Genomic DNA, 21,715 nt, shown 5'->3' on the forward strand with positions numbered 1-21,715 from the left:
TGTTCTCCCCGCGCCCGCGCCCGCGCCCGCGCCCGCGCCCGGGGCGTATGCCGGGATGCGCGGACGGATGTCGGGTGATCGGACGGATGTCGGGCCGCATCGCCGTGTGACGTCCGACATCCGTCCCTACGCCCGACAAGTGTCCCGGGGGGGCACCGGGGTGCCGGGGCACCGGGGTGCCGGGACACCCGGAGCATCCGGGGTGCGTCGGGGTCAGGGGGTGTCGGGGGCGGTGTGCGCGTCGAGGAAGTCGATGGTCTTCTGCAGGGCGGTGCGCGCGTCCGGCATATCCAGATGGAACTGGTACTCGTGCGGAAGCGCGGGCTCGTGGGGTGCGGGCCAGAAGAGCGTCGTGACGTCGACGCCGAGCTGGTCGAGGCGTTTCGCCAGGGGGATGGACTGCAGCCAGGTGAGGCCGTCGCCGTTGCCGCCGGAGATGTAGGTGGCGGGGAAGTCCGCCGTGACCCAGTCGATCGTCGACATCGTCGCGCCGGTCGAGTCCTCCGCCCACGTCTTGGTGCCCGAGTACGCCCACATCGCCGACTTGAACCCCCATCCGGGGATGCCGTCGAGCTCGGCGAGCGCCGCCAGGTCGTAGACGCCGCAGTTGAGGACGGTCGCCACGAGCTGATCGGACTTCAGTGACGGTGCGATGCCCATGATGTCGGCGTAGTCGGGACTCGTGATGAGCGTCGCCATCTGGCTCGCGAGCTGCGCACCCGCGGAGTCGCCGGCCAGCACGATCCGGCTCGCGTCGACGCCCAGCTCTGCTGCGTGCTCGTCGATGTACGCGAGGGCCGCGTCGAGCTGATGCACGGCGAGCGGGTAGACGCCTTCCGGCCCGATCGTGTAGTTCACGGCGATGGTCGTGTAACCCTCGGCGGCGAGGATCCGCATGTACGGGTCGACGTTCTCCTTGGCCCCGGAGATCCAGGCACCGCCGTGGATCCAGACCACCGTCGGCAGGGGACCGGACGCGGAGGCCGGGCGGAAGACGTCCATCGTGGTGTCCGCGCCGCTGTCGCCGTATGCGACGTCCTTCCGCACGTCGAGCTTCGTCGCGGGCACGTGCTTGTCCATCTCGGCGGCGGTCTCGTCGCCGCCCTTGGTGAACACGGCACGGATCACCATCGCGGAGGGCCACGGCGTGAGCGAGCCGATGATCGCGACCACCGCGACGACGGCGACGATGACGCCGAGCACGATCTTCGTCCGGTGCCACGGCGTGCGCGTCCGTTTCGGGCGGGTGGATGCTGTGGACTGCGCCTGGCTGCTCATGGACCCCTCTCCAGGCAACAGTGTGCCAGTATTCCGGGGCGCCGCGGTGAACCTCGCGCCGGGCCTGCCTGTGAGGCGCGCGCCTAGGCGGCGAGGGACGCCGTGAGACGACGGAGACCGTACTCGAACGCGCGGTCGACATCGCCGCCGAGGCGGAACGCGCCGGAGAGCTCCATCTGCAGGAAGCCGTTGGCCCACGCGGTGACGAGCCGGGCGGCGTCGAGCGCATCGTCCTCGCCGACCTGTGCGGCGGCGGCGCGGATCAACGGTGCCGCCGAGCGCTCCAGGGCGTCGTGCGGTGCCGCGCTCGTGAACATGATCCGGAAGCCCTCAGGATGGTCGCGGGCGAAGTCGCGGTAGGCGTGCGCGATCGCCTCCAGATCGTCGCCGGCCGCTTCGAGGCGGGCGGTGAGCGCGTCGATGGTCGCCGCGGCGACCGCGGCGAACAGAGCATCCCGATCGCGCAGGCGCTTGTAGAGCGAGGGGGCGCGGACGCCCACGCGTGTCGCGACCGCCTGCATCGTGAGACCGCCGGCGCCGCTCGCCTCGAGGATCTCCCTGCCGGCGGCCACGATCTCCTCGACGGATGTGCGCTCCGGTGTCGGCATGTCGGTCCCTCCTCGATGGCTATTGACAATAGCCATGATAGCTACGTAACGTAGCCATCGCAATCTCTCGAAGAGGATCCCCCATGAAGCTCGCCCCGCACCTGCACCGGATCGGCAACGACATCGTCGCCGCCTATCTCGTCGACCTCCCGGAAGGCATCACGCTGATCGACGCGGGCCTGCCCGGTCACTGGCACGATCTGCAGCGCGAGCTCGCAGAGATCGGGCGTCCGCTGTCCGACGTCCGCGGCCTCGTCCTGACCCACGGCGACAGCGACCACATCGGCTTCGCGGAGCGGCTACGGCGGGAGGCGGGCGTCCCCGTGTTCATCCATGCCGCTGATGCGCACCGGGTGCGCACGGGGGAGAAGCCGAAGACCGCGATGGGGCCGGCTCGTCTGGGGCCGACGCTGGGCTTCTTCGCCTACGGCCTCCGCAAGAACGCGCTGCGCACGCCCCACGTCTCCGAGGTGACGGAGGTGTCGGACGGGCAGGTGCTCGATCTGCCCGGCGCGCCGGTGGTGATCGGGATGCCGGGGCATTCGCCGGGCAGCATCGCGGTGCATGTGCCGGCAGCGGACGCCATGTTCGTGGGCGACGCTCTGACGACCCGCCACGTCCTGACCGGCCGGACGGGCGCGCAGCCGGCTCCGTTCACAGATGAGCCGGCGGAGGCCCTCGCCTCGCTCGACCGGCTGTCCGCGATCCCCGCGTCGTGGGTGCTCCCCGGTCACGGCGCTCCCTGGCACGGCTCTCCCTCCGCCATCGCCGCCGCGGTCCGCGCCTCCGCCTGAGTCCCGCCGCACCCGCCGGACACGCCCGTCGCCCGCACACGCCCGGACACGCCCGCCGCACCCGCCCGTCGCCCGCCCGCACCCGCCCGGCCGCCCGCACCCGCCCGTCGCCCGCACAACTTCGGAGATCCGACCCGACACGCCGCAGGGAGCGCGCGAGCACCGGCGTGTCGTCGCGCATCTCCGAAGTTGTGTAGGGCGCAGGGCGTGGGGCAGGGCGGGGGCGTGGGGGCAGGGCGGGGGCGTGGGGGCAGGGCGTGAGGGCAGGGCGTGGGGGCAGGGCGCAGGGCAGGGTGCGGGGCGTCAGAGTGCGGAGAGGATGGCGGCGGTGTCGCTGATCGTGAGCTGCGGGGGATAGAGGCTCATCACGTGCAGGGCGGCGGCGTGGTTCTCGGCGGTCGAGCCGGCGCAGGCATCGGCGGCGACGATGACGTGGGCGCCGGCGTCCGCTGCGGCCAGGGCGGTGGAGATCACGCAGCAGTCCGTGGAGACTCCGGCGAGCACGACATGCGCCCCGCGTCCGACGACCGCCTCGATCTCGGGTCCCCACTTGCCGAAGGTCGGCAGATCGATGGACGGATGCGGGGTCAGGGCGGTGGCTTCCGGCACCAGGTCGTAGAGCGGGTGGTTCGGCGGCTGATCGGCGAACGGCCAGGCGGCGAAGTAGTCGCCCCAGGACGTGGAGCGGTCGGCGGTCGGCATCCACCGCGTCACCAGCACCCGGTCGCCGAACGCGTCGGCGAGGGCCCGGATGTGCGGCATCGCCTCACCGAAGAACGGTGAGCCCCACGCGGACTCCGCCGAGGCGAAGATCGCCTGGGGATCGATCACCACCAGCCAGCTCGCCGCCCCCTGGGCCCCTGAGATCGCCGCCCCCTGGGTTCCTGCGCCCGGTTCCCCCTGGGTCCCTGCGTCCGGTTCCCCCTGGGTCCCTGGGCCCGGTTCCCCCTGGGTCCCTGATCCTGTCGAAGGGATCACGCGTTCTCCTGACGACGGATCTTCCCCGCTCTGGCGAAGTACGTCACGAGGAACGACAGCACGAGCGCGACGAAGACGCCGAGGTTCGCGTAGGCCCAGTCGCCGTCGGTCCCGCCGACGAGGAACAGCAGGTAGCCCTGCCAGTTGTTCCACGGCGCCGCTTCCGCGAATCCGTTCAGGACCAGGCCCCAGCCGATCACGCTCGCGACGACCAGGGTGCCGATCGAGGTCCAGTCCCACGCGCCGTAGCGGCCGCGGCTGTCGAACAGCGCTTCCTCGTCGTAGTCCTTTCGACGGCGAAGGATGTCGGCGATCAGGATGCCGGCCCACGAGGCGAGCGGAACGCCGAGCGTGATCAGGAAGCTCTGGAACGGGCCGAGGAAGTCCGTCGCGAAGAACACCACGAAGACCGTGCCGATCGTCAGGATCACGCCGTCGATCGCCGCCGCGGAGGGGCGCGGGATGCGGATCCCGAGGCTGAGCAGGGTCAGTCCGGAGGAGTAGATGCCCAGCACTGCCCCCGAGACGAGCGCGAGCACCGCGGTCAGTAGGAACGGCACGAGCACCCATACGGGCAAGATCGAGGCGAGAGCACCGATCGGGTCGGCGGCGATCGCGTCCATGAGGTCTTCGTCGGAGCCGCCCAGCAACAGACCGAAGACCACGAGGATGACGGGGGCCACCGAGCCGCCGATCGTGTTCCAGGCGACGATCGCGCCATCGGATGCCGTGCGCTTCTGGTAGCGCGACCAGTCCGCCGCGATGTTGATCCAGCCGAGACCGAATCCGGTCATGACCATCACGAGCGCACCGATGACCTGTCCGATGCCGCCGTCGGGGCGCGCCATGACGGCGGCGAGCTCGATGCTCGGTGCCGCCAGGATGATGTAGAGCACTGTGACGACGCCCGTGATCCAGGTCAGCACCGACTGCAGCTTCATGATCGTGTGGTAGCCGAGCACGGAGGCCGTGACGATCAGGGCGGCGACGATCACGGTCGCGACGATCTTCAGCGCGATGCTGTCGCCGTCGCCGCCGAGCTGGGTGATCACGGTCGCCGTGGCGAGCACCGCCATGATCGCGAGGAACGTCTCCCAGCCGATCGAGGTGAGCCACGAGACGATGCCGGGAACCTTCTGGCCCTGCACGCCGAACGCTGCGCGTGAGAGCACCATGGTCGGCGCCGATCCGCGCTTTCCCGCGATCGCGATGAGCCCGCACAGCAGGAACGACACCACGATGCCGATGATCGAGACGATCGTCGCCTGCCAGAACGAGATGCCGAAGCCGAGCACGAAGGAGCCGTACGACATCCCGAACACGGACACGTTCGCGGCGAACCACGGCCAGAAGAGGTCGCGCGGCTTCGCGGTGCGCTCGGACTCGGGGATGATCTCGATGCCCGCGCGCTCGATGAGGCCGGGTGCGTTCTGCGTCATGTGCTCATGATGGCACTGACCGGGGGTGGCGGGGATCAGCCGGCGAAGAACGCCTCCGCGACGCGGGCGAGGTCGTGCAGGTCGGAGACGCCGGCGAGCTCTCGAGCGGAGTGCATGGACAGGATCGGGATGCCGACGTCGACCGTGCGGATGCCGAGCCTGGTCGCGGTGATCGGGCCGATCGTCGAGCCGCAGGGCACGCTGTTGTTCGACACGAACTCCTGCGTCACGACCCCGGCCGTGTCGCACCAGGTGCGCCAGGACGCGGTTCCGACGGCATCCGTGGCATACCGCTGGTTCGCGTTGAGCTTCAGGATCGGGCCGGAGCCGAGGACCGGCTGCACGACGGGGTCGTGCTTGGCGGCGTAGTTGGGGTGCACCGAGTGGCCCACATCGCTCGACAGGCACCAGGAGGAGGCGTAGGCCTGCCGTCGGGCGGAGCCGTCGGCGCCCAGGCCCGCGTAGAGCCGCTCGAGCACGTCCTCCAGGAAGGGGCCTGCGGCGCCGGAGCGCGATTTGGAGCCGAGCTCCTCGTGGTCGAAGGCGGCGAGCACCGCGATCGGTCCTCCGTCCTGCGGCTCGTGCGCTGCGAGCGCGACCACGCCGGCGTGCACGGAGGCGAGGTCGTCGAGGCGGCCGGAGGCGAAGAACGCGTCGTCCTTGCCGAACACGGCGCCGCGCGCGGAGTCGGCCAGCACCACGTCGTAACCGCGGATCTCGGTCGCCGAGACGCCGGCGGACGAGGCGAGTTCGCCGAGGACGTCGGCCTCGGTCGGATCGCCGAGGCCCCACACGGGCTGCGTCTCGGTCTGCTTGTCGAGGGCGAGCCCGTTGTTCACGCCGCGGTCGAGGTGGATCGCCAGCTGCGGCAGGCGCAGGAGCGCCCCGGTGTCCGCGAGCACGACGCGGCCGTCGGCCAGGGCGAGTCGTCCGGCCAGGCGCAGTTCGCGGTCGAGCCAGGAGTTGAGCAGCGGTCCGCCGTACACCTCGACGGCGGCCTGCAGCCAGCCGCGCGAGCCGGTGGTCGGCTGAGGCTTGAGCTTGAAGCCGGGGGAGTCGGTGTGCGCGCCGAAGATCTGCACGGGCGTCGTCGCGGTGGCATCCGCCGGTACGCTCCAGGCGATCGCGGCGCCGTCGCGCACGACGACGTATCGTCCTCCGGTGAGCGCGGGCCAGGCGTCCTCCTCGTGCAGGCGGGTGAAGCCGGCGGATTCGAGGCGTCGGGCGACTTCCGCCGCGGCGTGGTAGCTCGAGGGGGAGGCGGCGATGAAGTCCGCGAGGTCCTCGGCGTGGGAGAGGGCGACCGGGGTGACGGGCATGGTGTGCCTTCCTGAAGACGGGCGTGCTTCGAGCGTAGTCGCGGTCGCGGGCGCTCCTGGCGCGCCCTGCTCGTTTGCCGCCCGTTCATCGTCGCGGGTTAGGGTGGTCCTGATAGCGCCTAGGGTTCCGGGGTTCGCGCCCGACTGGTCCGAGCGGCGCCACGGCCCTCCTCCGCAGGAGGGGCGTCATCTGACAGGACAAAAGCCCGGAGGACCCTGTTCGTCGCGCCCGCGTCGGACGGAAGGGTCTCGACGTGTCTCCTCTCGCCTTCGTCCTCGTCTTCGGCGCAGCGATCGCGCATGCGTCGTGGAACATCGTCGCCCACGGCATCAGCCGGGCCGGTGCTCCCTTCCTCTGGTGGGGTGCCGTGGCCAGCACGGCGGTGTGGATCGGGGTCGTGCCGTTCACGGGCGGCCTCGGCACCGAAGACCTCGCGTCCTTCGCGCTCGGGGTCGTGGTGTCGGCGGTGCTGCACGTCGGCTACATGGCGGTGCTGCAGCGCGGATACCGCGAGGGGAATCTCTCGACCGTGTATGCGACCGCGCGCGGCACGGGTCCGTTCCTGTCGGTGATCGTGGCCGTGCTGTTCCTGGGCGAACGGCCGTCGATCGTCGCGTTGATCGGGGTCGCCGCCGTGATCGCCGGCGTCGTCGCGATCGGACTCGTCGACCGGAGCAGCGGAGGCGGCGCTCGCCGCCTCGACCCCGGCATCGTGTTCGGTCTGCTCACGGGGGTCGCGATCGCCGTGTACACGATCTGGGACGCGCACGCGGTGCGGACGTGGAGCCTCGCGCCTGTGGCGTTCATGGTCGGGACGACCCTGCTGCAGGTGCCGTTCTACTCGTTCGCGGTGCGGCGTCGGTGGAGAGCCGTCTGGGCGCTCGGCCGCACGCAGTGGCGCCGCATCCTCGTCTTCGGGGTGCTGTCGCCGTTGTCCTACATCCTGGTGCTGACGGCCATCCAGATCGCGCCGGTCGCGCTGGTCGCGCCCTTGCGGGAGGTGAGCGTCGTGCTGGTCAGCCTGTTCGGGGTGGTCATCCTCCGGGAATCGCGCCCCGGCTGGCGGATCGGGGCCTCGTTCGTCGTCGTGGTGGGGATCGTGCTGCTGGCGCTCTGACCGTCGGCGACACGGCCGCCGAAGTGCATTCCGGAATGCTGCAAAAAGCGGCCTGAACAGGTCTGTTTCGGAGCTCTGATGTCGGTGGTCCGGTGTGGGATGGACGTATGAACCCCCTCGCAGAAACCATGGATCGGGCCGTCGCCGACCTCGATGCCGTGCTGTCCGCCGAACAGCTCGCCGGACTCGACGACGCCGCCCGACGGGATGTCCTCCGGGCCGCCGGAGAGGCGCTTCGTCGCGTGGAGGCCGTCGTCGTGGAGGCGGTCGCCTCCGCCGAGCCGTCCTTCCCTGATACGACCGGCTGCCGATCGATGAACGAGCTCCTGCAGCGGGTGCTCCGTGTGGATGCGCCCGGGGCGTCGCGGGTGACGAAGGCGGCAGCGGCGGTTCGACGCGAGGTGGCGCTGACGACGGGGGAGCGACTCCCGGCGCGGTTCCCGGCGATCCGCGAGGCGATGCTCGATGGCGTGGTCGGAGTGGCCGGCGTCCTCGCGGCGACAGGGCCGATCCTGCAGGCCGGCGATCGGATCGGGGTGGAGGATCGGCTCGCCGCCGATGTGGCCCTGGCCGAGCTGGCCCGCGGCATCCCCGACGCCGATGGCGGCGAGCCGGATGGCGAAGGCGCCGAGTCCGACGGCGCGCCGTCCGCAGCGCCGCCGGCCACTCCCGAAGACATCCGGCAGTACGCCCTGCTGCTCGCGCAGTTGCTCGATCCGGATGGTGCCGAGCCTACGGACGGCAAAGCGCGGAACCAGCGATTCGTCACCATCGGGCGGCTGCGCAACGGCGTGCACCCGCTCCGCGGGAACCTGCTGCCGGAAGTGGCCGCTCAGCTGCAGCTCATCATCGACGCGCAGTGCAATCCGAAGACGGAGGGGCCGCCCGAACCGGGCGTGATGTTCCGTGCGGAGAGCGAGCCGGCCGGGCGCGGCCCCGAGGCCGGTGCAGCCTCTGCCGGTGCCGGTGCCGGTGCCGGTGCCGACGCAGACTCGGGCGGCACGGACCCTGCCGACTCCGACCGCTGGAACTCCGACCCGCGCAACGTGATCGATCAGCGCACCGCCGCGCAGAAGCGGCACGACGCGCTGGCGGCCGCGCTCGGGATCGCCGCGCGTCATGACGACATGCCCCGGCTGGCCGGGGCGTCGCCGACGCTCGTGGTGCACGCCGATGCGAACGACCTCGCTTCCGGCACCGGGTGGGCGACCGTGGCGGGCTCCCAGGTGCCGGTGCCGATCGGGGTCGCGACCCAGGCCGCGTGCACGGGGGCGATCCAGCGGGTGCTGTTCGACGAAGGCCGCATCGTCGGCACGACCGTCATCGATCGGGTGTTCACGGTGCACCAGCGCCGCGCGATCATCGCCCGAGATGGAGAATGCCTGATCCCCGGCTGCCATGTGCCGGCGTCCTGGTGCGAGATCCACCATGTCGTCGAGCACGCCAGAGGAGGGCCGACCGACACCGACAACGGCGTTCCCCCTGTGCTGGTGGCATCACCGCTCCCTGGACCGATCGGGGTGGGAGATCCGGATGGATGGCGGGATTCCGCAGATCCGCGGACCGGCATGGTGGGACCCCGAACGTCGCTGGCGTGTCCCGCGGACGCGGCTGACCGCCGCTGCGTGAAGGCGGGTCACCGGAGGCTTGGCCCGGAAGCGGCGGCCGGGTGCGGGCTGCGCGAGCCGGGGTGTGTCACCGGAGGCATGGTCCGGAAGCGGCGGCCGGGGCCGGCGATGCGCGGGCCGGGGCGTGTCAGCGGAAGGAGACGAGTCCGGCGTGTGCGGCCGTCACCAGGATCTGCACCCGGTCGCGCAGATGCCACTTGGCCATCATGCGCCCGAGGTGGGCTTTGACGGTTCCCTCCGAGACGATCAGCGTCTTCGCGATCTCGGCGTTCGACATGCCCTGCGCCAGGCACTGGAGCACCTCGGCCTCGCGCTCCGTGAGCGGCTCGAGGGACTCGGCCTCGGTGGCGGCCGGCGTGGAGTCGCGGACGTGCCGGATGAGCATGGAGGCGATGCGGGGTGAGAGCGAGCTGGCCCCGCTGTACACCTCCCGCACACCCGTCACGATCTCCTCAGCGCTCGAGTCCTTGAGCAGGTAGCCGGAGGCCCCGGCGCTGAGCATGGGCAGCACGGTGTCGCTGCCATCGAGCGTCGTCACCGCGAGCACCCGCACATGAGGCCAGCGTTCCGCGATCACCCCGGTCGCCTCGATGCCATCCATCTCCGGCATCTGGACGTCCATCATCACGACATCCGGCTGCTCGCGCTCGACCGTGCTGATCGCCTCCACACCGTCCTCCGCCTGCGCGATGACGGTGATCTCCGGGTCGCGCGACACGAAGTGCGACAGCGCCGAACGGACGAGGGGATCGTCGTCGACGATCACGACACGGATTTCCTGCATGGAGGAAGCCTAACGGCGTGGGAGCTTCACCGAAGGCATGTAGACCTTTGGCTAGCGAGGTCTGGACTTGAGACAGATGTGCGCCCGCAAGTTCGCCGAGAAGATGAATACAGACATCAACGAACGGCTACATAATGGAGGTGAATGTAATGACTTTCTGGCAGCAGGTTGGCAAGTTTTTCGGTCTCGTCCGCTAGCGTACCTGGCGAATAGGAGATAGTGAACCCATGGCCTTCGACCAATCACTCCGGCGATCTGCGGATTCGTTCCGGTTGGGTCGAGGCGAGAAGCTCAGCGCGATCGAGCGGATCGTCGTCCTGGTCATCATCGCCATCACCATCGCCGCAGACGTCATCGGCTTCTTCACCACGCCGGGTGTGAATCCGGCCGCACTCCTCGTGAGCGTCGCATGCACCGCAGCGTTCGCTCTCTACCTCTGGAACACCCTCATCGCGACATGCGCCCTCGGCGTCGTGTTCGCAACCTCTTTCCTCGTCGGGACCGAGTCTCAGGTCTTGACCGCCGCCGCTGTCGCGGCCGGCCTGGTCATGCGCCTGGGGTGGACGTCTCTGATCCTGTCGTACACCGGTGCGTTCCTGATCGCCGCAGCCGTCGTCGCCAACGGCGACGCTGACGCCGAAGTGAACGTCGGACTGTTCCTCGTCTTCGCCACGGTGGCCGGAGCCGTCGGGTTCGCCCTGCGGCTCGCCTTCGCTCGGGGCAGTCGCCTCGAGCGCGAACTCGCGGAACGCGCCGAACAGGAACGGCAGGCCGTCCTCGCCGAGCGACGTTGGATCGCCGGCGAGCTGCACGACAGCATCGCGCACCACCTCACGGTGGTCGCCTTGCACGTGCAGATGCTCGAAGACCCCGAGACCAGCACCGACTCGCAGGAGGCCATCCGTGTCGCGGCCCGCAAGGCCATGACCGACCTCCGCTTCGTGATCGAACTCGCCGACGACGGACCGCAGACCGCGGTCCAGACCGGCGACCTCGCCGCAGCGATCGACGAAGCACAGGGAGAGTTCGAAGCCGCTGGTCACTCCGTGGACAGACAGGGCGACCCCCGCGACGAGCGCATCCCGCGCGCCGTCGAGATCGTCCTGGCCCGCATCGTGCGGGAGTCCGCCACGAACATCCTCAAATACGCCGGCCCCGGCGAGGTGCAGATCCACCTCGACGTGGACGACGAGATCGCCCTCCGCAGCCCCCTGCCCACCACGCCGCGTCGCGAGCTCTCGTCCAGCCGCACAGGCCTCGGGCGGATGGCGGAACGGGTCATGGGGGCGAGCGGCGAGTTCAGCGCCGGCGAAGTGGAAGGATCCTGGGTCGTGTCGGCCCGCCTCCCCGTCGTCTGATGGCTTAGAGTGTGTGAGCAGCCGTTTTCGGATCCGCGAGAACCTAGACGAAAGTCTAGAAGAGTCTCGACGTTCGACCCTTCAGAACGGCTTGCGGCCGGGCATAATCTGAAGGCTCCCCAGATAAAGCGTCCCCAGCGCTGCGATCGCGGGCGCGATCTTTCTGGCTTCTGAAATACTTCACGCGCTCGCGATCGCCTTCTGCGTTAACGGCGCGTTTTCTGCGTCGACGGGAGAGGATCGCCCGGATCCGGCGATCCGCCGGCTACGCCCCGACAGCTCGCATGTAGTGTCCGTCCGTCGAGATCCCGGATGCGGCGACCGTGAACCGCACGACCTCGCTCAGGTAGCGGTCCTCCGACGCCTCGAAGATCCGGCCGTCCGCGTCGCGCGACGTCCGGGTGAGGCGCAGGATGGGCGTCCCGCGGGGGACGCGCAGCAACGCGGCGTCCTGCTCGTCGGCCGCCACCGCGTCGATCACGTGCTGCAGCGCCGCGATCGGATGCCCGACAGAGGCCAGGTGCTCCGTGATCGACACCTGGTCGAGATCGACATCGAACAGGCGCCGCCCCGGGACCTCCGTATAGGAGAGGCGCTCGAGCATCGTCGGTCGGCCGTCGAGCAGCCGCAGCCGCACGACGCTGACGATCGTGTCATCCACGCCGACGCCTAGCGCCGCCGCCATGTCCCCGGCTCTGCGCAGACTCAGCTCCTGCGTCTGCGCACCGGGGGTGACGCCCAGCTCCCTCGCCCAGCGCGTGAACGGCACCGAGACGTCCACGGCCTGATTGGCCTTCCGCGAGACGACGCGCGCGGGGCGCCCCCGGGTCGTCTCGATCAGGCCCTCGCCGCGGAGAGCGGCCAGGGCGTTGCGGATCGGGCCGCGCGACGTGTGCCACCTCTCGGCCAGTTCGGCTTCCGTCGGCACGTCGTCACCAGGGCGCAGCGTGCCCGCAGCGATCTGCGCGCGGAGGTCCTCGGCGATCTGGGTGTACACAGCTTCAGCCACATAGGTACATTACTTGGTCACCGCGGCGGCCGTCGTCGCGTTCGAGGAGTGTTCATCCAGGCGAATGCTCGGTAAACGAGCCCTGAACTCTTTCGAGTTAGGTACATATCTCGGGAGGACACCTGCGAGAGTCTTCCGTGGATCACCCCTCACACCCTGAAAGGTCCTCATGAAGCTTCGCGCTCTCCCCGCCCTCGCCGGCGCGGCGATCCTCGCACTCGGTCTCGCCGCCTGTTCCGGCTCCGCCGAGGCCACCGGCACCCCCGGCTCCGACGACACGTCGTCCACCAGCGGGTTCGCGGTCGACGAGAACACCCTGGTCTTCGGTGTCGTGCCCGACTCGGTCGACACCGAGACGAACTACCAGCCGCTCATGGACTACATCGCCCAGCTCACGGGCAAGACCGTCGAGTACCACGAGTCGACGGACTACGCGGCCCTGATCGAGGCGGCCGTGGCCGGCAAGGTCGACGTCGCATCCTTCTCCGGCTTCACCTACGTGACCGCCACCAACAACGGCGCCCAGCTCACCCCGATCTCCTCGATCGTGACCGCCGAGGGCCAGGAGCCCGGCTACTACTCGCAGGCGATCGTCCCCGCCGGCAGCGACATCAAGAGCATCGAGGACTTCAAGGGCAAGAAGGTCTGCTTCGTCGACCCGTCCTCGACCTCCGGCTACCTCTTCCCGTCGTACAACCTGCTCAAGGCCGGCATCGACCCCAAGACCGACATCACCCCCGTGTTCGCGGGCAAGCACGACGTGAGCGTGCAGAAGGTCGGCGAGGGTGCGGAGTGCGAGGCCGGCTTCGCGGAGGACTCGGAGGTCGCGAAGTCCGACAAGGTGGAGGTCATCGACGAGACGATGGTGCCCGGTGCCCCGCTCGTGTACTCGTCGACGCTTCCCGACGACGTCTCGCAGAAGCTCATCGACGGCCTCTCCGAGATCACGATCGACGACATCATCGCGGCCGGCATCGACAGCGCCGACACCGACGCCTTCCGCAGCGTGTTCTACGCCACGAAGCCCGTGGACGACGCGTACTACGACCTGATCCGCGACATCTGCAAGGAGACCGAAGCGGAGCAGTGCCAGGGCTGACCCCGCCCGGCGCCCTTCGTCTCGTCGGCTCGTGAGCGAGCGGAGCGGGACGGAGGGCGCTGCTCGCTCGGGAACCCGCCCCCGGAATCTGGGCGAACGCAGCGAGACGAACGACGCCCGCGACACCGATGACAAGGAAGAAGACATGACCGCCTCGGCATCCGACACCCTGATCCGCCTCGACGGGGTGACCAAGACCTTCGGCAGCACGACCGCCCTCCGGGACGTGTCGCTCGAGGTCGCGCGCGGCGAGATCGTCGTGCTCCTCGGGCTCTCCGGCTCGGGGAAGTCCACCCTGCTGCGTCACCTCGACGGCCTCGAGGTACCCACCTCCGGTGCGGTCGAGGTGCTCGGCTCGGCAGTGCCCGCGCTGAAGGGCCGCGCCCTCCGGGAACTCCGCCGTCGCGTCGGGTTCATCTTCCAGCAGTTCGAACTCGTCCCCTCGCTCACCGTGCTCGAGAACGTGCTCACCGGATCGCTGTCCGGCGTGCGCGGACCCCGGCTCGGGCTGTGGGGCTACTCGCGCTCCGCCAAGCTCACCGCGCTCGAGCACCTCGACCGGGTCGGCCTGCTCGACCGCGCCTACCAGCGCAGCGACACGCTCTCGGGCGGCCAGCAGCAGCGCGTGGCCATCGCGCGCGCCCTCATGCAGAAGCCCGCCATCCTGCTCGCCGACGAGCCGGTCGCCTCCCTCGACCCCGAGTCGAGCGAGCAGGTCATGGCCCTCATCCGCGAGATCGCCGCCGATGAAGGACTCACCGTGGTGTGCAGCCTGCACCAGGTCGACCTCGCGATCAGCTGGGCCGACCGCATCGTCGGACTCCGCCACGGCGAAGTGGTGCTCGACACCCCGACCGGCGACCTCACCAAGACCGAGGTCATGGAGATCTACGGACGCGTCGCGACCACGACCGCCGAGATCCGCGCAGTGCAGGAGGAGTTGGTCGAGGCGGCCGCGCAGGTGGCGGCATCATGACGTCGCTCGACGCTTCGACAGGCTCAGCGACCCACTCGGGGGGTGGCTCAGCGACCCACTCGGGGGGTGGCTCAGCGACCCAGGGTGGTGGCGCTTCGACAGGCTCAGCGACCCACTCGGGGGGTGGCTCAGTGACCCAGGGGGGTGGCGCTTCGACAGGCTCAGCGACCCATCCGGGGGGTGGCTCAGCGACCCAGGGTGGTGGCTCAGCGAGCAAGCCGGGTGGGGGCGGCGCGGGCGTTGCGGAGCGCGCGCCGAAGCGACCGGTGTCGCCCGAGCGCATCGCGGCCTCGCTCACGCTGGTGGCGCTCGTCGTGCTCGGCATCCTCGCGGTGCGCGACGTCGACATCTCCATCCCGGCGATGGTGCAGAGCTGGGGCAACGCGGAGAACTTCATGGCGCGCGTGGGGGGACTGTCGTTCCCCGAGCCGGGCGACCTCGTCTGGCTGATCGCGCTCACCGTCGGGCTCGTCCTCGTCGGCACGCTGCTCGCGGCGGTGCTGTCGGTGCCGATCGCCTACCTCGCCGCGTCCAACACGACACCGGGGAACGGCTGGCGGGCCGCGGCGCGGTTCATCGGCGTCCTCACCCGTGCGCTGCCCGACGTCGTCCTCGCGATGGCCTTCGTGCTGATGTTCTCGCTCGGCACGCTGCCGGGCATCCTCGCCATCGGCATCCACTCGATCGGAATGATCTCGAAGATGTTCGCCGACGCGATCGAGCAGATCGACGAAGGGCCGCGCCTCGCCATCCGAGCCGCCGGAGGATCGAGGATGCAGGAGTTCGCGTCCGGCATCCTCCCGCAGGTGCTCCCCAGCTGGGTGGCCACCGTGCTGCACCGCAACGACATCAACCTGCGCGGCAGCGTCGTGCTCGGCTACGTCGGTGTCGCCGGTCTCGGTCTCGAGATGTCGTACGCGTTCAAGGCGCTCAACTACGGCAAGGGCCTCGGGATCGCCCTCGTCATCTTCATCCTCTGCATCGTGATGGAGATCGTCTCCAGCATGGTGCGCGGCGCGATGCTCGGCGAGCAGCAGCAGACCCGCTCGTGGATCGATCGCCTCCTGCATCCGCGCCTCGGCGCGCGCACCGCCCCGACGTCGACCGCGCGTCCCGCGTGGGCGTCCAGCCCACGGACGGCGGTGCGTCGCCCCTGGACCGGGCAGCGCGTGCGCCACACGATCGCCGGTGTCATCGCCGTGCTCGTGGTGATCGGCAGCGTCGTCGTCAGCCAGATCAACTGGATGGACCTCTTCACGTTCTGGGCCAAGCTGCCCGAGGTCGCCGCGCGGTTCTGGCCGCCGTCGTTCGGGAACTACGACGCGAGTGCCATGGTCGAGGCGATGCGCGAGACGGTCGCGATCGCGCTCGCCGCCACCGTGCTCACGCTGCTCCCTTCGCTCCTGCTCGGATCCCTCGCCGCCCGCAACGTCGCTCCGAGCTCGGGAGCCCGTGGCACAGCGCGGCTGCTGCTCGTCGGCATCCGCGGCATCCCGGAGCTGATCCTCGCGATCGTGCTCGTCGTCATCACCGGGCTCGGCGCCCAGGCGGGCGTGATCGCGCTCGCGATCGGCGGCATCGGGCTGCTCGGCAAGCTCATCGCCGACTCGTTCGAAGAGGTGGACCGCGGACCGGAACGGGCCCTCCGCGCGGTCGGCGCGACCCGGCTGCAGACCTACACGGCCGCCACGGTGCCGCAGGGGATGCAGGCGCTGATCGGGCACAGCTTCTACATGCTGGACACGAACATCCGCGCGGCGACGATCCTCGGCATCGTCGGCGGAGGCGGCGTCGGGTACTACCTGCTCAACGCCAGCCAGGGCTCGCGCTACGAGACCGTGACGGCGATCGTGTTGATGATCCTCGCCACCGTGCTCGTGGTCGAAGGACTCGCGATGTGGATGCGGAAGGTGTTCCGATGACCGGTCCTGTCGACACGGCCGATGTGGTCGTGGTGGGCTCCGGCATCGTCGGACTCGGCGCGGCCTACGCGGCCGTCCGTCGCGGGCTGCGCGTGATCGTCGTCGATCGCACGGACGCTCCGGTGGGCGCGACGATCCGCAACTTCGGCCACCTGTGCATCGGAGCGCAGGGCGGGGAGGCACGACGCTACGCCGATCTCTCGCGCGACCTGTGGCTGCGGCTCTCGCGCGACGCGGGATTCTGGCTCCGGGAGTCGGGCACCCTGGTCGCCGCGCGCCATGACGACGAGCTCGCGGTGCTGGAGGCCGCCGCCCACGAGGGCGGGATCCGGATGCTGGACGCCGCCGAGCTGCTCCGCCTGGCGCCGCTGCGCGCCGGGGGCCTGGTCGGCGGGGCGCACATCGAGAGCGACCTGCAGACCGATCCGCGCACCGCCGCCACCGCGATCGTCCGACACCTCACGGCGCTGGGCGTCGAGTTCCGCTTCCGCACCGCCGTCACCGCGGTGGGAGCCGGCCGGGTCGAGACGACCCGCGGATCGATCGACGGCGGAGAGGTCGTGGTCGCCGTCAATCACGACATCGACCAGCTTCTGCCCGACGTCGCCGAGCGACACGGCATCGCCCGCTGCGCGCTGGACATGGTGCGCGCCGCGGTGTCGTTCCCGCAGCCGCTCGCCGCGCCGCTGCTCACCGGCTGGTCCCTCGTGCGCTACGGGCGCTTCGCCGGTTCGGCCGAAGCCTCGGCGCTCCGCGAGCGCCTGCACACCGAGCGCCCGGACCTCGCCGCCCTCGACCTCAACCAGATGTACACGCAGCTCCCCGACGGCACGCTCATCATCGGGGACTCCCATGCGACCTCGGCCGCACCGGCACCGTTCCAGCCCGAGGCGGCCTTCGCCGCGTTCCTCGCCGAGGCGGAGGCGCTGTTCGACGCGCCGCCGCCGCGGGTGATCGAGCGCTGGCAGGGCGTCTACGCCAAGGGGCCGCAGGAGTTCCTGATCGAGCGTGGCGACGACGGCGTGCTCGTGCTCGCCGCGACGACCGGCATCGGGATGACGACGGGTCTGGGTCTGGCCGAAGACAATCTCACCGCCGCCTTCGGGTGGGCAGCAATGGAAGGAACACCATGACCACTTCTCTCGAACTCGTCGTGCTCGACATGGCAGGGACGACCGTCCGCGATGACGGCGTCGTGGAACAGGCGTTCCAGCGGGCGGCCGAGCGCACCGGCGTCGCGGACCGGATGCCGTGGGACGAAGCGCTCGACTACGTGCGCGTGACCATGGGGCAGTCGAAGATCGACGTCTTCACGCACCTCGCGGGAGGAGACCGCGAGGCGGCGGCCCGCGCGACCGCCGCATTCGAGGATGCGTACGCCGAGATCGTGGCCGAGCAGGGCGTCTCGGAGATCCCCGGCGCGGCCGACGCGATCCAGGGACTCAAGGACGCGGGCCTCGCGGTGGTGCTCACGACCGGGTTCGCCCCGGTGACGCGGGATGCGCTGATCGCCGGCCTCGGCTGGGAGGAGCTCATCGACCTCGCGCTGTCGCCCGTGGACGCGGGGCGCGGTCGCCCGGCGCCCGACCTCGTGCTCACCGCGCTGCTGCGCACGCGGACGTCGTCGGTCGCCGCGGTGGCCGTCGCGGGAGACACCGTCAGCGACGTCGAGTCGGGGCGCCGGGCCGGTGCCGGGTTCGTCGCCGGTGTGCTCACGGGTGCGCACGGCAGGGCAGCGCTGAGCACGGCAGGCGCTCACGCGGTGCTCGGCGACGTCACCGCGCTGCGCGGTGCGCTCGCCCAGCGTGCGCTCCTCCCGCTCGTCGCGGCCTCCTGAGGACGCGGCCCATGGGAACGGTCCTGATCCGCCCGCCCGGTCACCGGAGGGACGTCGCGCTGCGCCCTTCGGCGACTGCGATGGTGTGGATCGGCGAGGGCCATCCGCACGAGACCATCGCGGTGCCCGGCGTCTCTCTCGCCGACGGCGACGTGCTGGTCGCTGTCGAGATGTCCACCATCTGCGGATCCGACGTCCACACCGTGCAGGGACGCCGCACCGCGCCCGTCCCGCTCGTCCTGGGACACGAGAGCGTCGGCCGGGTGATCGCGACCGGCGACGCCGGGGCGTGTGCCGTCGACGGCTCCCCGCTGCGGATCGGCGACCGCGTGGTGTGGTCGGTGACGATCTCGTGCCGGGCGTGCGACCGCTGTCTCCAGGGCATGCCGCAGAAGTGCCGCACCCTGGGCAAGTACGGCCACGATCGCGTCGGCGCGCACGGCGACCTCACGGGCGCCTTCGGCAGCCATGTGCAGCTGCGCGAGGGCACCGCGATCGTGCGCGTCCCCGAGGCGCTGCCCGCGGCCGTGCTCGCGCCGGCCTCGTGCGCCACGGCGACCGCGTGGGCGGCCGTGGCGCGGGCCGCGCGCGACCGCGACCTCGACGGCGCCGCCGTGCGCATCCACGGGGCGGGGCTGGTGGGACTGTCCGCCGCGGCCATCGCAGCCGAGCAGGGAGCGACCGTCGAGGTGCTCGACCCCGACCGCGAGAGGCGCGCGCTCGCCGCGCGCTTCGGAGCCGGCGCCCTCGACCGCGATCCCGATGTCGTCATCGAGGCCTCCGGGCACGCGGTCGGTGACGCGTTGGCCGGCGTGGCCGTCGGGGGCACGGTCGTCCTCGTGGGCAGCGTCTTCCCGGCCGACCCGGTCCCGTTCGACGCCGAGAGCATCGTGCGGCGACTGGTGACGGTCACCGGCGTCCACAACTACACGGGCGCCGAACTCGCCGAGGCCGTCGCGTTCCTCAGCGGCCGCGGTCGGGCCTACCCGTTCGCGGACGCGGTCGGATCGGTGCGCTCACTGCTCGACATCGATGCCGCGCTGGTCGAAGCGGCAGCGCCCGGGGCGCCGCTGCGGGTCGGACTGGTCCCCGGTCACTGAGACGCTGAGTCCTCCGACTGCTCCGCTCCGCGGCGCGGTCCCGCCGGACGCAGCCCCTCCGCGTGGAAGGCGAGCAGTCGGACGGCCGCCTCGACGCTCGCGTCCAGTACCTCCTCCGGGCCTCCGGTGAGCGCCAGCCGACGGTGCCCGGCGCCCTCGGCCGTCGCCCAGCCGAGGTACACCGTCCCCGGGGGATGACCGCCCTGCGGGTCGGGACCGCCGACGCCCGTGGTGGACACGGCGATGTCGGCGTCGAACAGCCGCAGGGCGCCGGTGGCGAGCTGCTCGGCGCACTCCGCAGAGGTGGGATCGGTGCCCGGCGTCAGGCCGAGGACGCGCTCCTTCACCTCGGTGAAGTAGGCGACGATCCCTCCGGCGAACCACTCGGAGGCGTTCTCCCCCGCGCCGACCGTGCTCGCGAGGCCTCCGGAGGTCAGCGATTCCGCCACGCACATGCGCAGTCCGCGATCGCGGGCGAGTTCGCTCAGGCGCTCGAGGTCGGTGTCTTCGCTCGCGCTCACTTGGAGATCTCCTCCACGGTCTTCCCTGTCGTCGCCGCGGACAGCGAGCGGGCGATGTCGGCCTGGCTGATGATGCCGACGAGTCGGTGGTCGGCGATGACGGGGAGCCGGCGCACCTGGTTCTCCTGCATCAGGCCGAGCGCGACCCGCACGTCATCGTCGGCGCCGACCGTGATGGGGGTTCCCTGCGCCAGCGCCGAGGTGGGGGTGGTCTCCGGGTCCAGCCCTCGGGCGATCGCGTTCACCACGATGTCGCGGTCGGTGAGCATGCCCTTGAGCCTGCTGTCCTCGCCGCAGATGGGCAGGGCGCCGACGTCCAGGTCCGCCATGAGCGACGCCGCGATGCTCAGGGAGTCGTTCACCCCGATGCACCGAGGACTCGTGGTCATGATGTCGCGCGTCGTTGTCATCGTCTTCCCCTGTCGTCCCTGCTCTCGTGCGCGGTGTCGTGGGACGACGATATTCGCCGCTCCGGGCGGCGAGCAGGGGGATTGACAAACCCTGCCGTCAAGCCCCTCGCGGCTCGTCTGCGTTCGCACCATGATCCTGAGCGGATGGACGCCGCGAGCACCCGGAGGTCGGGCGCGCTCGGTCGCACGGGACAGGAGGGAGACGGTCATGGCACAAGGGGGAGAGACCGCGGGAATGCGGGTCATGTTCTGGGTCTGGGCGGGGATCCTCGCGGTCGGCCTCGCCGTCATGATCGCGATCCCCCTCCTGGGACGCTGATCATGCGCGATCGCATCCGCGACAACGGACTCAGCCTGTTCTTCCTGGCGATCTTCGTGCTGGCCCTGGTCGGCCAGTCGATCGCCGGCTACCAGATGAACAACGAGGAACTCCTCGATCACGGGCGCCCGCCGATCGATTTCTGGTCGTTCGTCTGGTCATCCGATTTCCTGGTGGATGTGGCGGAGAACTGGCAGTCGGAGTTCCTGCAGTTCTTCCTGTTCATCGCCGCGACCATCTGGTTCATCCAGCGGGGCTCCCCGGAGTCGAAGAAGCCGGGGGATGAGGGACCGGGCAGCGACGCCGACCAGCTCGTCGGCCGTCACGCTCGTCCGGACTCCCCGCTGTGGGCGCGCATCGGAGGATGGCGGAGCGCCCTCTACGGCAACTCGCTCCTGATCGTGATGGGCACGGTGTTCCTGCTGTCGTGGCTCGCGCAGTCGCTCGGCGGCCTCGTCGTCATGAACGAGGAGAACGCGATGCACGCCGCACCCGCTCTCACCTGGCTCGAGTACATCGGCTCAGCCGACTTCTGGAACCGCACACTGCAGAACTGGCAGTCCGAGTTCCTCGCGGTCGGCACGATGGTCGCCTTCTCCATCTACCTCCGCCAGCGCGGCTCATCCGAGTCGAAACCGGTGGGCGCGCCCCATCACGAATCGTCGGTCGAATCCGACTGAGCAGCGGCGTCGTCGGCGTAGTCGGGGCGCGGCGGCTGCAGGGGCTGGTCGGAGAACTCGCCACCGAGGCGGCCGCCATAGGGGCGCCCGTGGTCGGCGAACTCGTCGCGGGCGAACACGAACTCCCACGGGCCCGCGGTGAAGCGCGATCCGGTGCGCAGCGTCTCGGTGCGCTCGCCGGGATGCGTGGCGTCGGCGCCGGGGTTCGAGTTCATCTCACCCTCGCCGTGCAGGGTCACCACGTACTCGTCACGCTCGTCATGGACGATCTCGGCGTGCACCGGATCGATCCCGGCGATGCGCAGTTCGTTGCCCTCGGCGGACCCGATGCGGACCGACTCGGTCTCGATCGCGAACTCGGTGCGGTCCTCGCCGTTCGTGATGCGCAGCCGGGGGTTGCCCGCACCGTACTCGGCGTGCGTGGTTCCCGGCGTGTAGCCCTCGTCGGGGCGGTCGTCGATGTTTCGTTCGGTCATGGCAGTGCCCTCCTCGGAGTCGGGGTTCCCACTCTAGAGGCGGCCCCGAGGGGCCCCGAGGG

21 protein-coding genes are annotated in these 21,715 nt (G+C 70.5%); 11 read left to right on the forward strand and 10 right to left on the reverse strand.

Going from position 1 to position 21,715, the window contains the following annotated elements; translation table 11 throughout:
- Positions 1-213: 213 nt before the first annotated feature.
- Together F6A08_RS04225 and F6A08_RS04230 are read right to left on the reverse strand one after the other, a co-directional pair.
- Positions 214-1,278: an alpha/beta hydrolase gene (locus F6A08_RS04225; RefSeq protein ID WP_151458709.1), complete on the reverse strand. Its 1,065-nt coding sequence runs from the start codon at positions 1,276-1,278 to the stop codon at positions 214-216.
- 83 nt (positions 1,279-1,361) lie between these two features.
- A complete protein-coding gene (locus tag F6A08_RS04230; protein ID WP_151458710.1) occupies positions 1,362-1,886 on the reverse strand; it encodes a TetR/AcrR family transcriptional regulator in 525 nt (174 codons plus the stop codon).
- 83 nt (positions 1,887-1,969) lie between these two features.
- Here F6A08_RS04230 and F6A08_RS04235 point away from each other — a divergent pair, with 83 nt between their 5' ends.
- Positions 1,970-2,680: an MBL fold metallo-hydrolase gene (locus tag F6A08_RS04235; protein WP_151458711.1), complete on the forward strand. Its 711-nt coding sequence runs from the start codon at positions 1,970-1,972 to the stop codon at positions 2,678-2,680.
- A gap of 303 nt (positions 2,681-2,983) precedes the next feature.
- Here the strand turns inward: F6A08_RS04235 and F6A08_RS04240 are convergent, their stop codons facing one another.
- The 3 genes from F6A08_RS04240 to F6A08_RS04250 form a co-directional block, all read right to left on the reverse strand.
- Positions 2,984-3,547: a cysteine hydrolase family protein gene (locus F6A08_RS04240; protein ID WP_225855776.1), complete on the reverse strand. Its 564-nt coding sequence runs from the start codon at positions 3,545-3,547 to the stop codon at positions 2,984-2,986.
- 107 nt (positions 3,548-3,654) lie between these two features.
- Positions 3,655-5,097, reverse strand: a complete 1,443-nt coding sequence (locus tag F6A08_RS04245) for a purine-cytosine permease family protein (protein WP_151458712.1) — start codon at positions 5,095-5,097, stop codon at positions 3,655-3,657.
- Positions 5,098-5,132: 35 nt separating this feature from the next.
- Positions 5,133-6,416 (reverse strand): M18 family aminopeptidase, encoded by a 1,284-nt coding sequence (locus F6A08_RS04250; RefSeq protein ID WP_151458713.1) that lies wholly within the window; start codon positions 6,414-6,416, stop codon positions 5,133-5,135.
- 254 nt (positions 6,417-6,670) lie between these two features.
- Between F6A08_RS04250 and F6A08_RS04255 the strand changes: the two genes are divergently transcribed.
- On the forward strand, positions 6,671-7,534 hold the full coding sequence (locus F6A08_RS04255; protein WP_151458714.1) for an EamA family transporter: 864 nt from the start codon (positions 6,671-6,673) through the stop codon (positions 7,532-7,534).
- A gap of 107 nt (positions 7,535-7,641) precedes the next feature.
- The gene (locus tag F6A08_RS04260) at positions 7,642-9,390 is read left to right on the forward strand and encodes an HNH endonuclease signature motif containing protein (protein ID WP_151458715.1); all 1,749 of its coding nucleotides are present in this window, start codon (positions 7,642-7,644) and stop codon (positions 9,388-9,390) included.
- Here F6A08_RS04260 and F6A08_RS04265 read toward each other — a convergent pair.
- Positions 9,290-9,946: a response regulator gene (locus tag F6A08_RS04265; RefSeq protein ID WP_225855729.1), complete on the reverse strand. Its 657-nt coding sequence runs from the start codon at positions 9,944-9,946 to the stop codon at positions 9,290-9,292. The two genes, F6A08_RS04260 and F6A08_RS04265, sit on opposite strands and share 101 nt — an antisense overlap.
- A 227-nt stretch (positions 9,947-10,173) precedes the next feature.
- Here F6A08_RS04265 and F6A08_RS04270 point away from each other — a divergent pair, with 227 nt between their 5' ends.
- Positions 10,174-11,304, forward strand: a complete 1,131-nt coding sequence (locus F6A08_RS04270; protein ID WP_151458716.1) for a sensor histidine kinase — start codon at positions 10,174-10,176, stop codon at positions 11,302-11,304.
- Between the two features lie 265 nt (positions 11,305-11,569).
- On the opposite strand, the gene F6A08_RS04275 is transcribed toward F6A08_RS04270, so the two are convergent.
- Positions 11,570-12,313 carry a GntR family transcriptional regulator gene (locus F6A08_RS04275; RefSeq protein ID WP_225855730.1) on the reverse strand — a complete coding sequence of 248 codons (744 nt, stop codon included), beginning with the start codon at positions 12,311-12,313 and terminating at the stop codon, positions 11,570-11,572.
- A gap of 169 nt (positions 12,314-12,482) precedes the next feature.
- On the opposite strand from F6A08_RS04275, the gene F6A08_RS04280 reads away from it, so the two are divergent.
- From F6A08_RS04280 to F6A08_RS04305, 6 genes are all read left to right on the forward strand, one after another.
- Positions 12,483-13,412 carry a phosphate/phosphite/phosphonate ABC transporter substrate-binding protein gene (locus tag F6A08_RS04280; RefSeq protein ID WP_124896356.1) on the forward strand — a complete coding sequence of 310 codons (930 nt, stop codon included), beginning with the start codon at positions 12,483-12,485 and terminating at the stop codon, positions 13,410-13,412.
- Positions 13,413-13,557: 145 nt separating this feature from the next.
- A complete protein-coding gene (phnC, locus tag F6A08_RS04285; RefSeq protein WP_151458717.1) occupies positions 13,558-14,388 on the forward strand; it encodes a phosphonate ABC transporter ATP-binding protein in 831 nt (276 codons plus the stop codon).
- A gap of 266 nt (positions 14,389-14,654) precedes the next feature.
- Entirely contained in the window at positions 14,655-16,310 is a 1,656-nt protein-coding gene (gene phnE / locus F6A08_RS04290; protein ID WP_017201692.1) for a phosphonate ABC transporter, permease protein PhnE, read from the forward strand.
- Positions 16,307-17,443: a TIGR03364 family FAD-dependent oxidoreductase gene (locus F6A08_RS04295; protein WP_151458719.1), complete on the forward strand. Its 1,137-nt coding sequence runs from the start codon at positions 16,307-16,309 to the stop codon at positions 17,441-17,443. Before phnE ends, F6A08_RS04295 begins: the two co-directional genes overlap by 4 nt.
- Positions 17,440-18,147 carry an HAD family hydrolase gene (locus tag F6A08_RS04300; RefSeq protein ID WP_151458720.1) on the forward strand — a complete coding sequence of 236 codons (708 nt, stop codon included), beginning with the start codon at positions 17,440-17,442 and terminating at the stop codon, positions 18,145-18,147. Before F6A08_RS04295 ends, F6A08_RS04300 begins: the two co-directional genes overlap by 4 nt.
- 11 nt (positions 18,148-18,158) lie before the next feature.
- Positions 18,159-19,247: an alcohol dehydrogenase catalytic domain-containing protein gene (locus tag F6A08_RS04305; protein WP_151458721.1), complete on the forward strand. Its 1,089-nt coding sequence runs from the start codon at positions 18,159-18,161 to the stop codon at positions 19,245-19,247.
- Here the strand turns inward: F6A08_RS04305 and F6A08_RS04310 are convergent.
- Both F6A08_RS04310 and F6A08_RS04315 read right to left on the reverse strand, forming a co-directional pair.
- On the reverse strand, positions 19,241-19,768 hold the full coding sequence (locus F6A08_RS04310; RefSeq protein WP_151458722.1) for a CinA family protein: 528 nt from the start codon (positions 19,766-19,768) through the stop codon (positions 19,241-19,243). The two genes, F6A08_RS04305 and F6A08_RS04310, sit on opposite strands and share 7 nt — an antisense overlap.
- The gene (locus F6A08_RS04315) at positions 19,765-20,178 is read right to left on the reverse strand and encodes a CBS domain-containing protein (protein ID WP_017201687.1); all 414 of its coding nucleotides are present in this window, start codon (positions 20,176-20,178) and stop codon (positions 19,765-19,767) included. The genes F6A08_RS04310 and F6A08_RS04315 overlap by 4 nt, the downstream gene beginning before the upstream one ends.
- 321 nt (positions 20,179-20,499) lie before the next feature.
- On the opposite strand from F6A08_RS04315, the gene F6A08_RS04320 reads away from it, so the two are divergent.
- Entirely contained in the window at positions 20,500-21,177 is a 678-nt protein-coding gene (locus F6A08_RS04320) for a DUF6766 family protein (RefSeq protein WP_017201686.1), read from the forward strand.
- On the opposite strand, the gene F6A08_RS17635 is transcribed toward F6A08_RS04320, so the two are convergent.
- Positions 21,150-21,653 carry an FHA domain-containing protein gene (locus F6A08_RS17635; RefSeq protein WP_017201685.1) on the reverse strand — a complete coding sequence of 168 codons (504 nt, stop codon included), beginning with the start codon at positions 21,651-21,653 and terminating at the stop codon, positions 21,150-21,152. The two genes, F6A08_RS04320 and F6A08_RS17635, sit on opposite strands and share 28 nt — an antisense overlap.
- Between the last annotated feature and the right edge of the window lie 62 nt (positions 21,654-21,715).

Origin of the sequence: Microbacterium algeriense (genome assembly GCF_008868005.1) — a bacterium.
GTDB lineage: Bacteria > Actinomycetota > Actinomycetes > Actinomycetales > Microbacteriaceae > Microbacterium > Microbacterium algeriense.

Excerpts from the sequence above, each read along its gene's own strand:
- F6A08_RS04265 (WP_225855729.1), bottom strand. The coding sequence starts at position 9,946 with ATGCAGGAAATCCGTGTCGTGATCGTCGACGACGATCCCCTCGTCCGT.
- F6A08_RS04225 (WP_151458709.1), bottom strand. The coding sequence starts at position 1,278 with ATGAGCAGCCAGGCGCAGTCCACAGCATCCACCCGCCCGAAACGGACG.
- F6A08_RS04315 (WP_017201687.1), bottom strand. The coding sequence starts at position 20,178 with ATGACAACGACGCGCGACATCATGACCACGAGTCCTCGGTGCATCGGG.
- F6A08_RS04230 (WP_151458710.1), bottom strand. The coding sequence starts at position 1,886 with ATGCCGACACCGGAGCGCACATCCGTCGAGGAGATCGTGGCCGCCGGC.
- phnC (WP_151458717.1), top strand. The coding sequence starts at position 13,558 with ATGACCGCCTCGGCATCCGACACCCTGATCCGCCTCGACGGGGTGACC.
- F6A08_RS04320 (WP_017201686.1), top strand. The coding sequence starts at position 20,500 with ATGCGCGATCGCATCCGCGACAACGGACTCAGCCTGTTCTTCCTGGCG.
- F6A08_RS04295 (WP_151458719.1), top strand. The coding sequence starts at position 16,307 with ATGACCGGTCCTGTCGACACGGCCGATGTGGTCGTGGTGGGCTCCGGC.
- F6A08_RS04270 (WP_151458716.1), top strand. The coding sequence starts at position 10,174 with ATGGCCTTCGACCAATCACTCCGGCGATCTGCGGATTCGTTCCGGTTG.
- F6A08_RS04280 (WP_124896356.1), top strand. The coding sequence starts at position 12,483 with ATGAAGCTTCGCGCTCTCCCCGCCCTCGCCGGCGCGGCGATCCTCGCA.
- F6A08_RS17635 (WP_017201685.1), bottom strand. The coding sequence starts at position 21,653 with ATGACCGAACGAAACATCGACGACCGCCCCGACGAGGGCTACACGCCG.
- F6A08_RS04260 (WP_151458715.1), top strand. The coding sequence starts at position 7,642 with ATGAACCCCCTCGCAGAAACCATGGATCGGGCCGTCGCCGACCTCGAT.
- F6A08_RS04305 (WP_151458721.1), top strand. The coding sequence starts at position 18,159 with ATGGGAACGGTCCTGATCCGCCCGCCCGGTCACCGGAGGGACGTCGCG.
- F6A08_RS04245 (WP_151458712.1), bottom strand. The coding sequence starts at position 5,097 with ATGACGCAGAACGCACCCGGCCTCATCGAGCGCGCGGGCATCGAGATC.
- F6A08_RS04300 (WP_151458720.1), top strand. The coding sequence starts at position 17,440 with ATGACCACTTCTCTCGAACTCGTCGTGCTCGACATGGCAGGGACGACC.
- F6A08_RS04235 (WP_151458711.1), top strand. The coding sequence starts at position 1,970 with ATGAAGCTCGCCCCGCACCTGCACCGGATCGGCAACGACATCGTCGCC.
- F6A08_RS04250 (WP_151458713.1), bottom strand. The coding sequence starts at position 6,416 with ATGCCCGTCACCCCGGTCGCCCTCTCCCACGCCGAGGACCTCGCGGAC.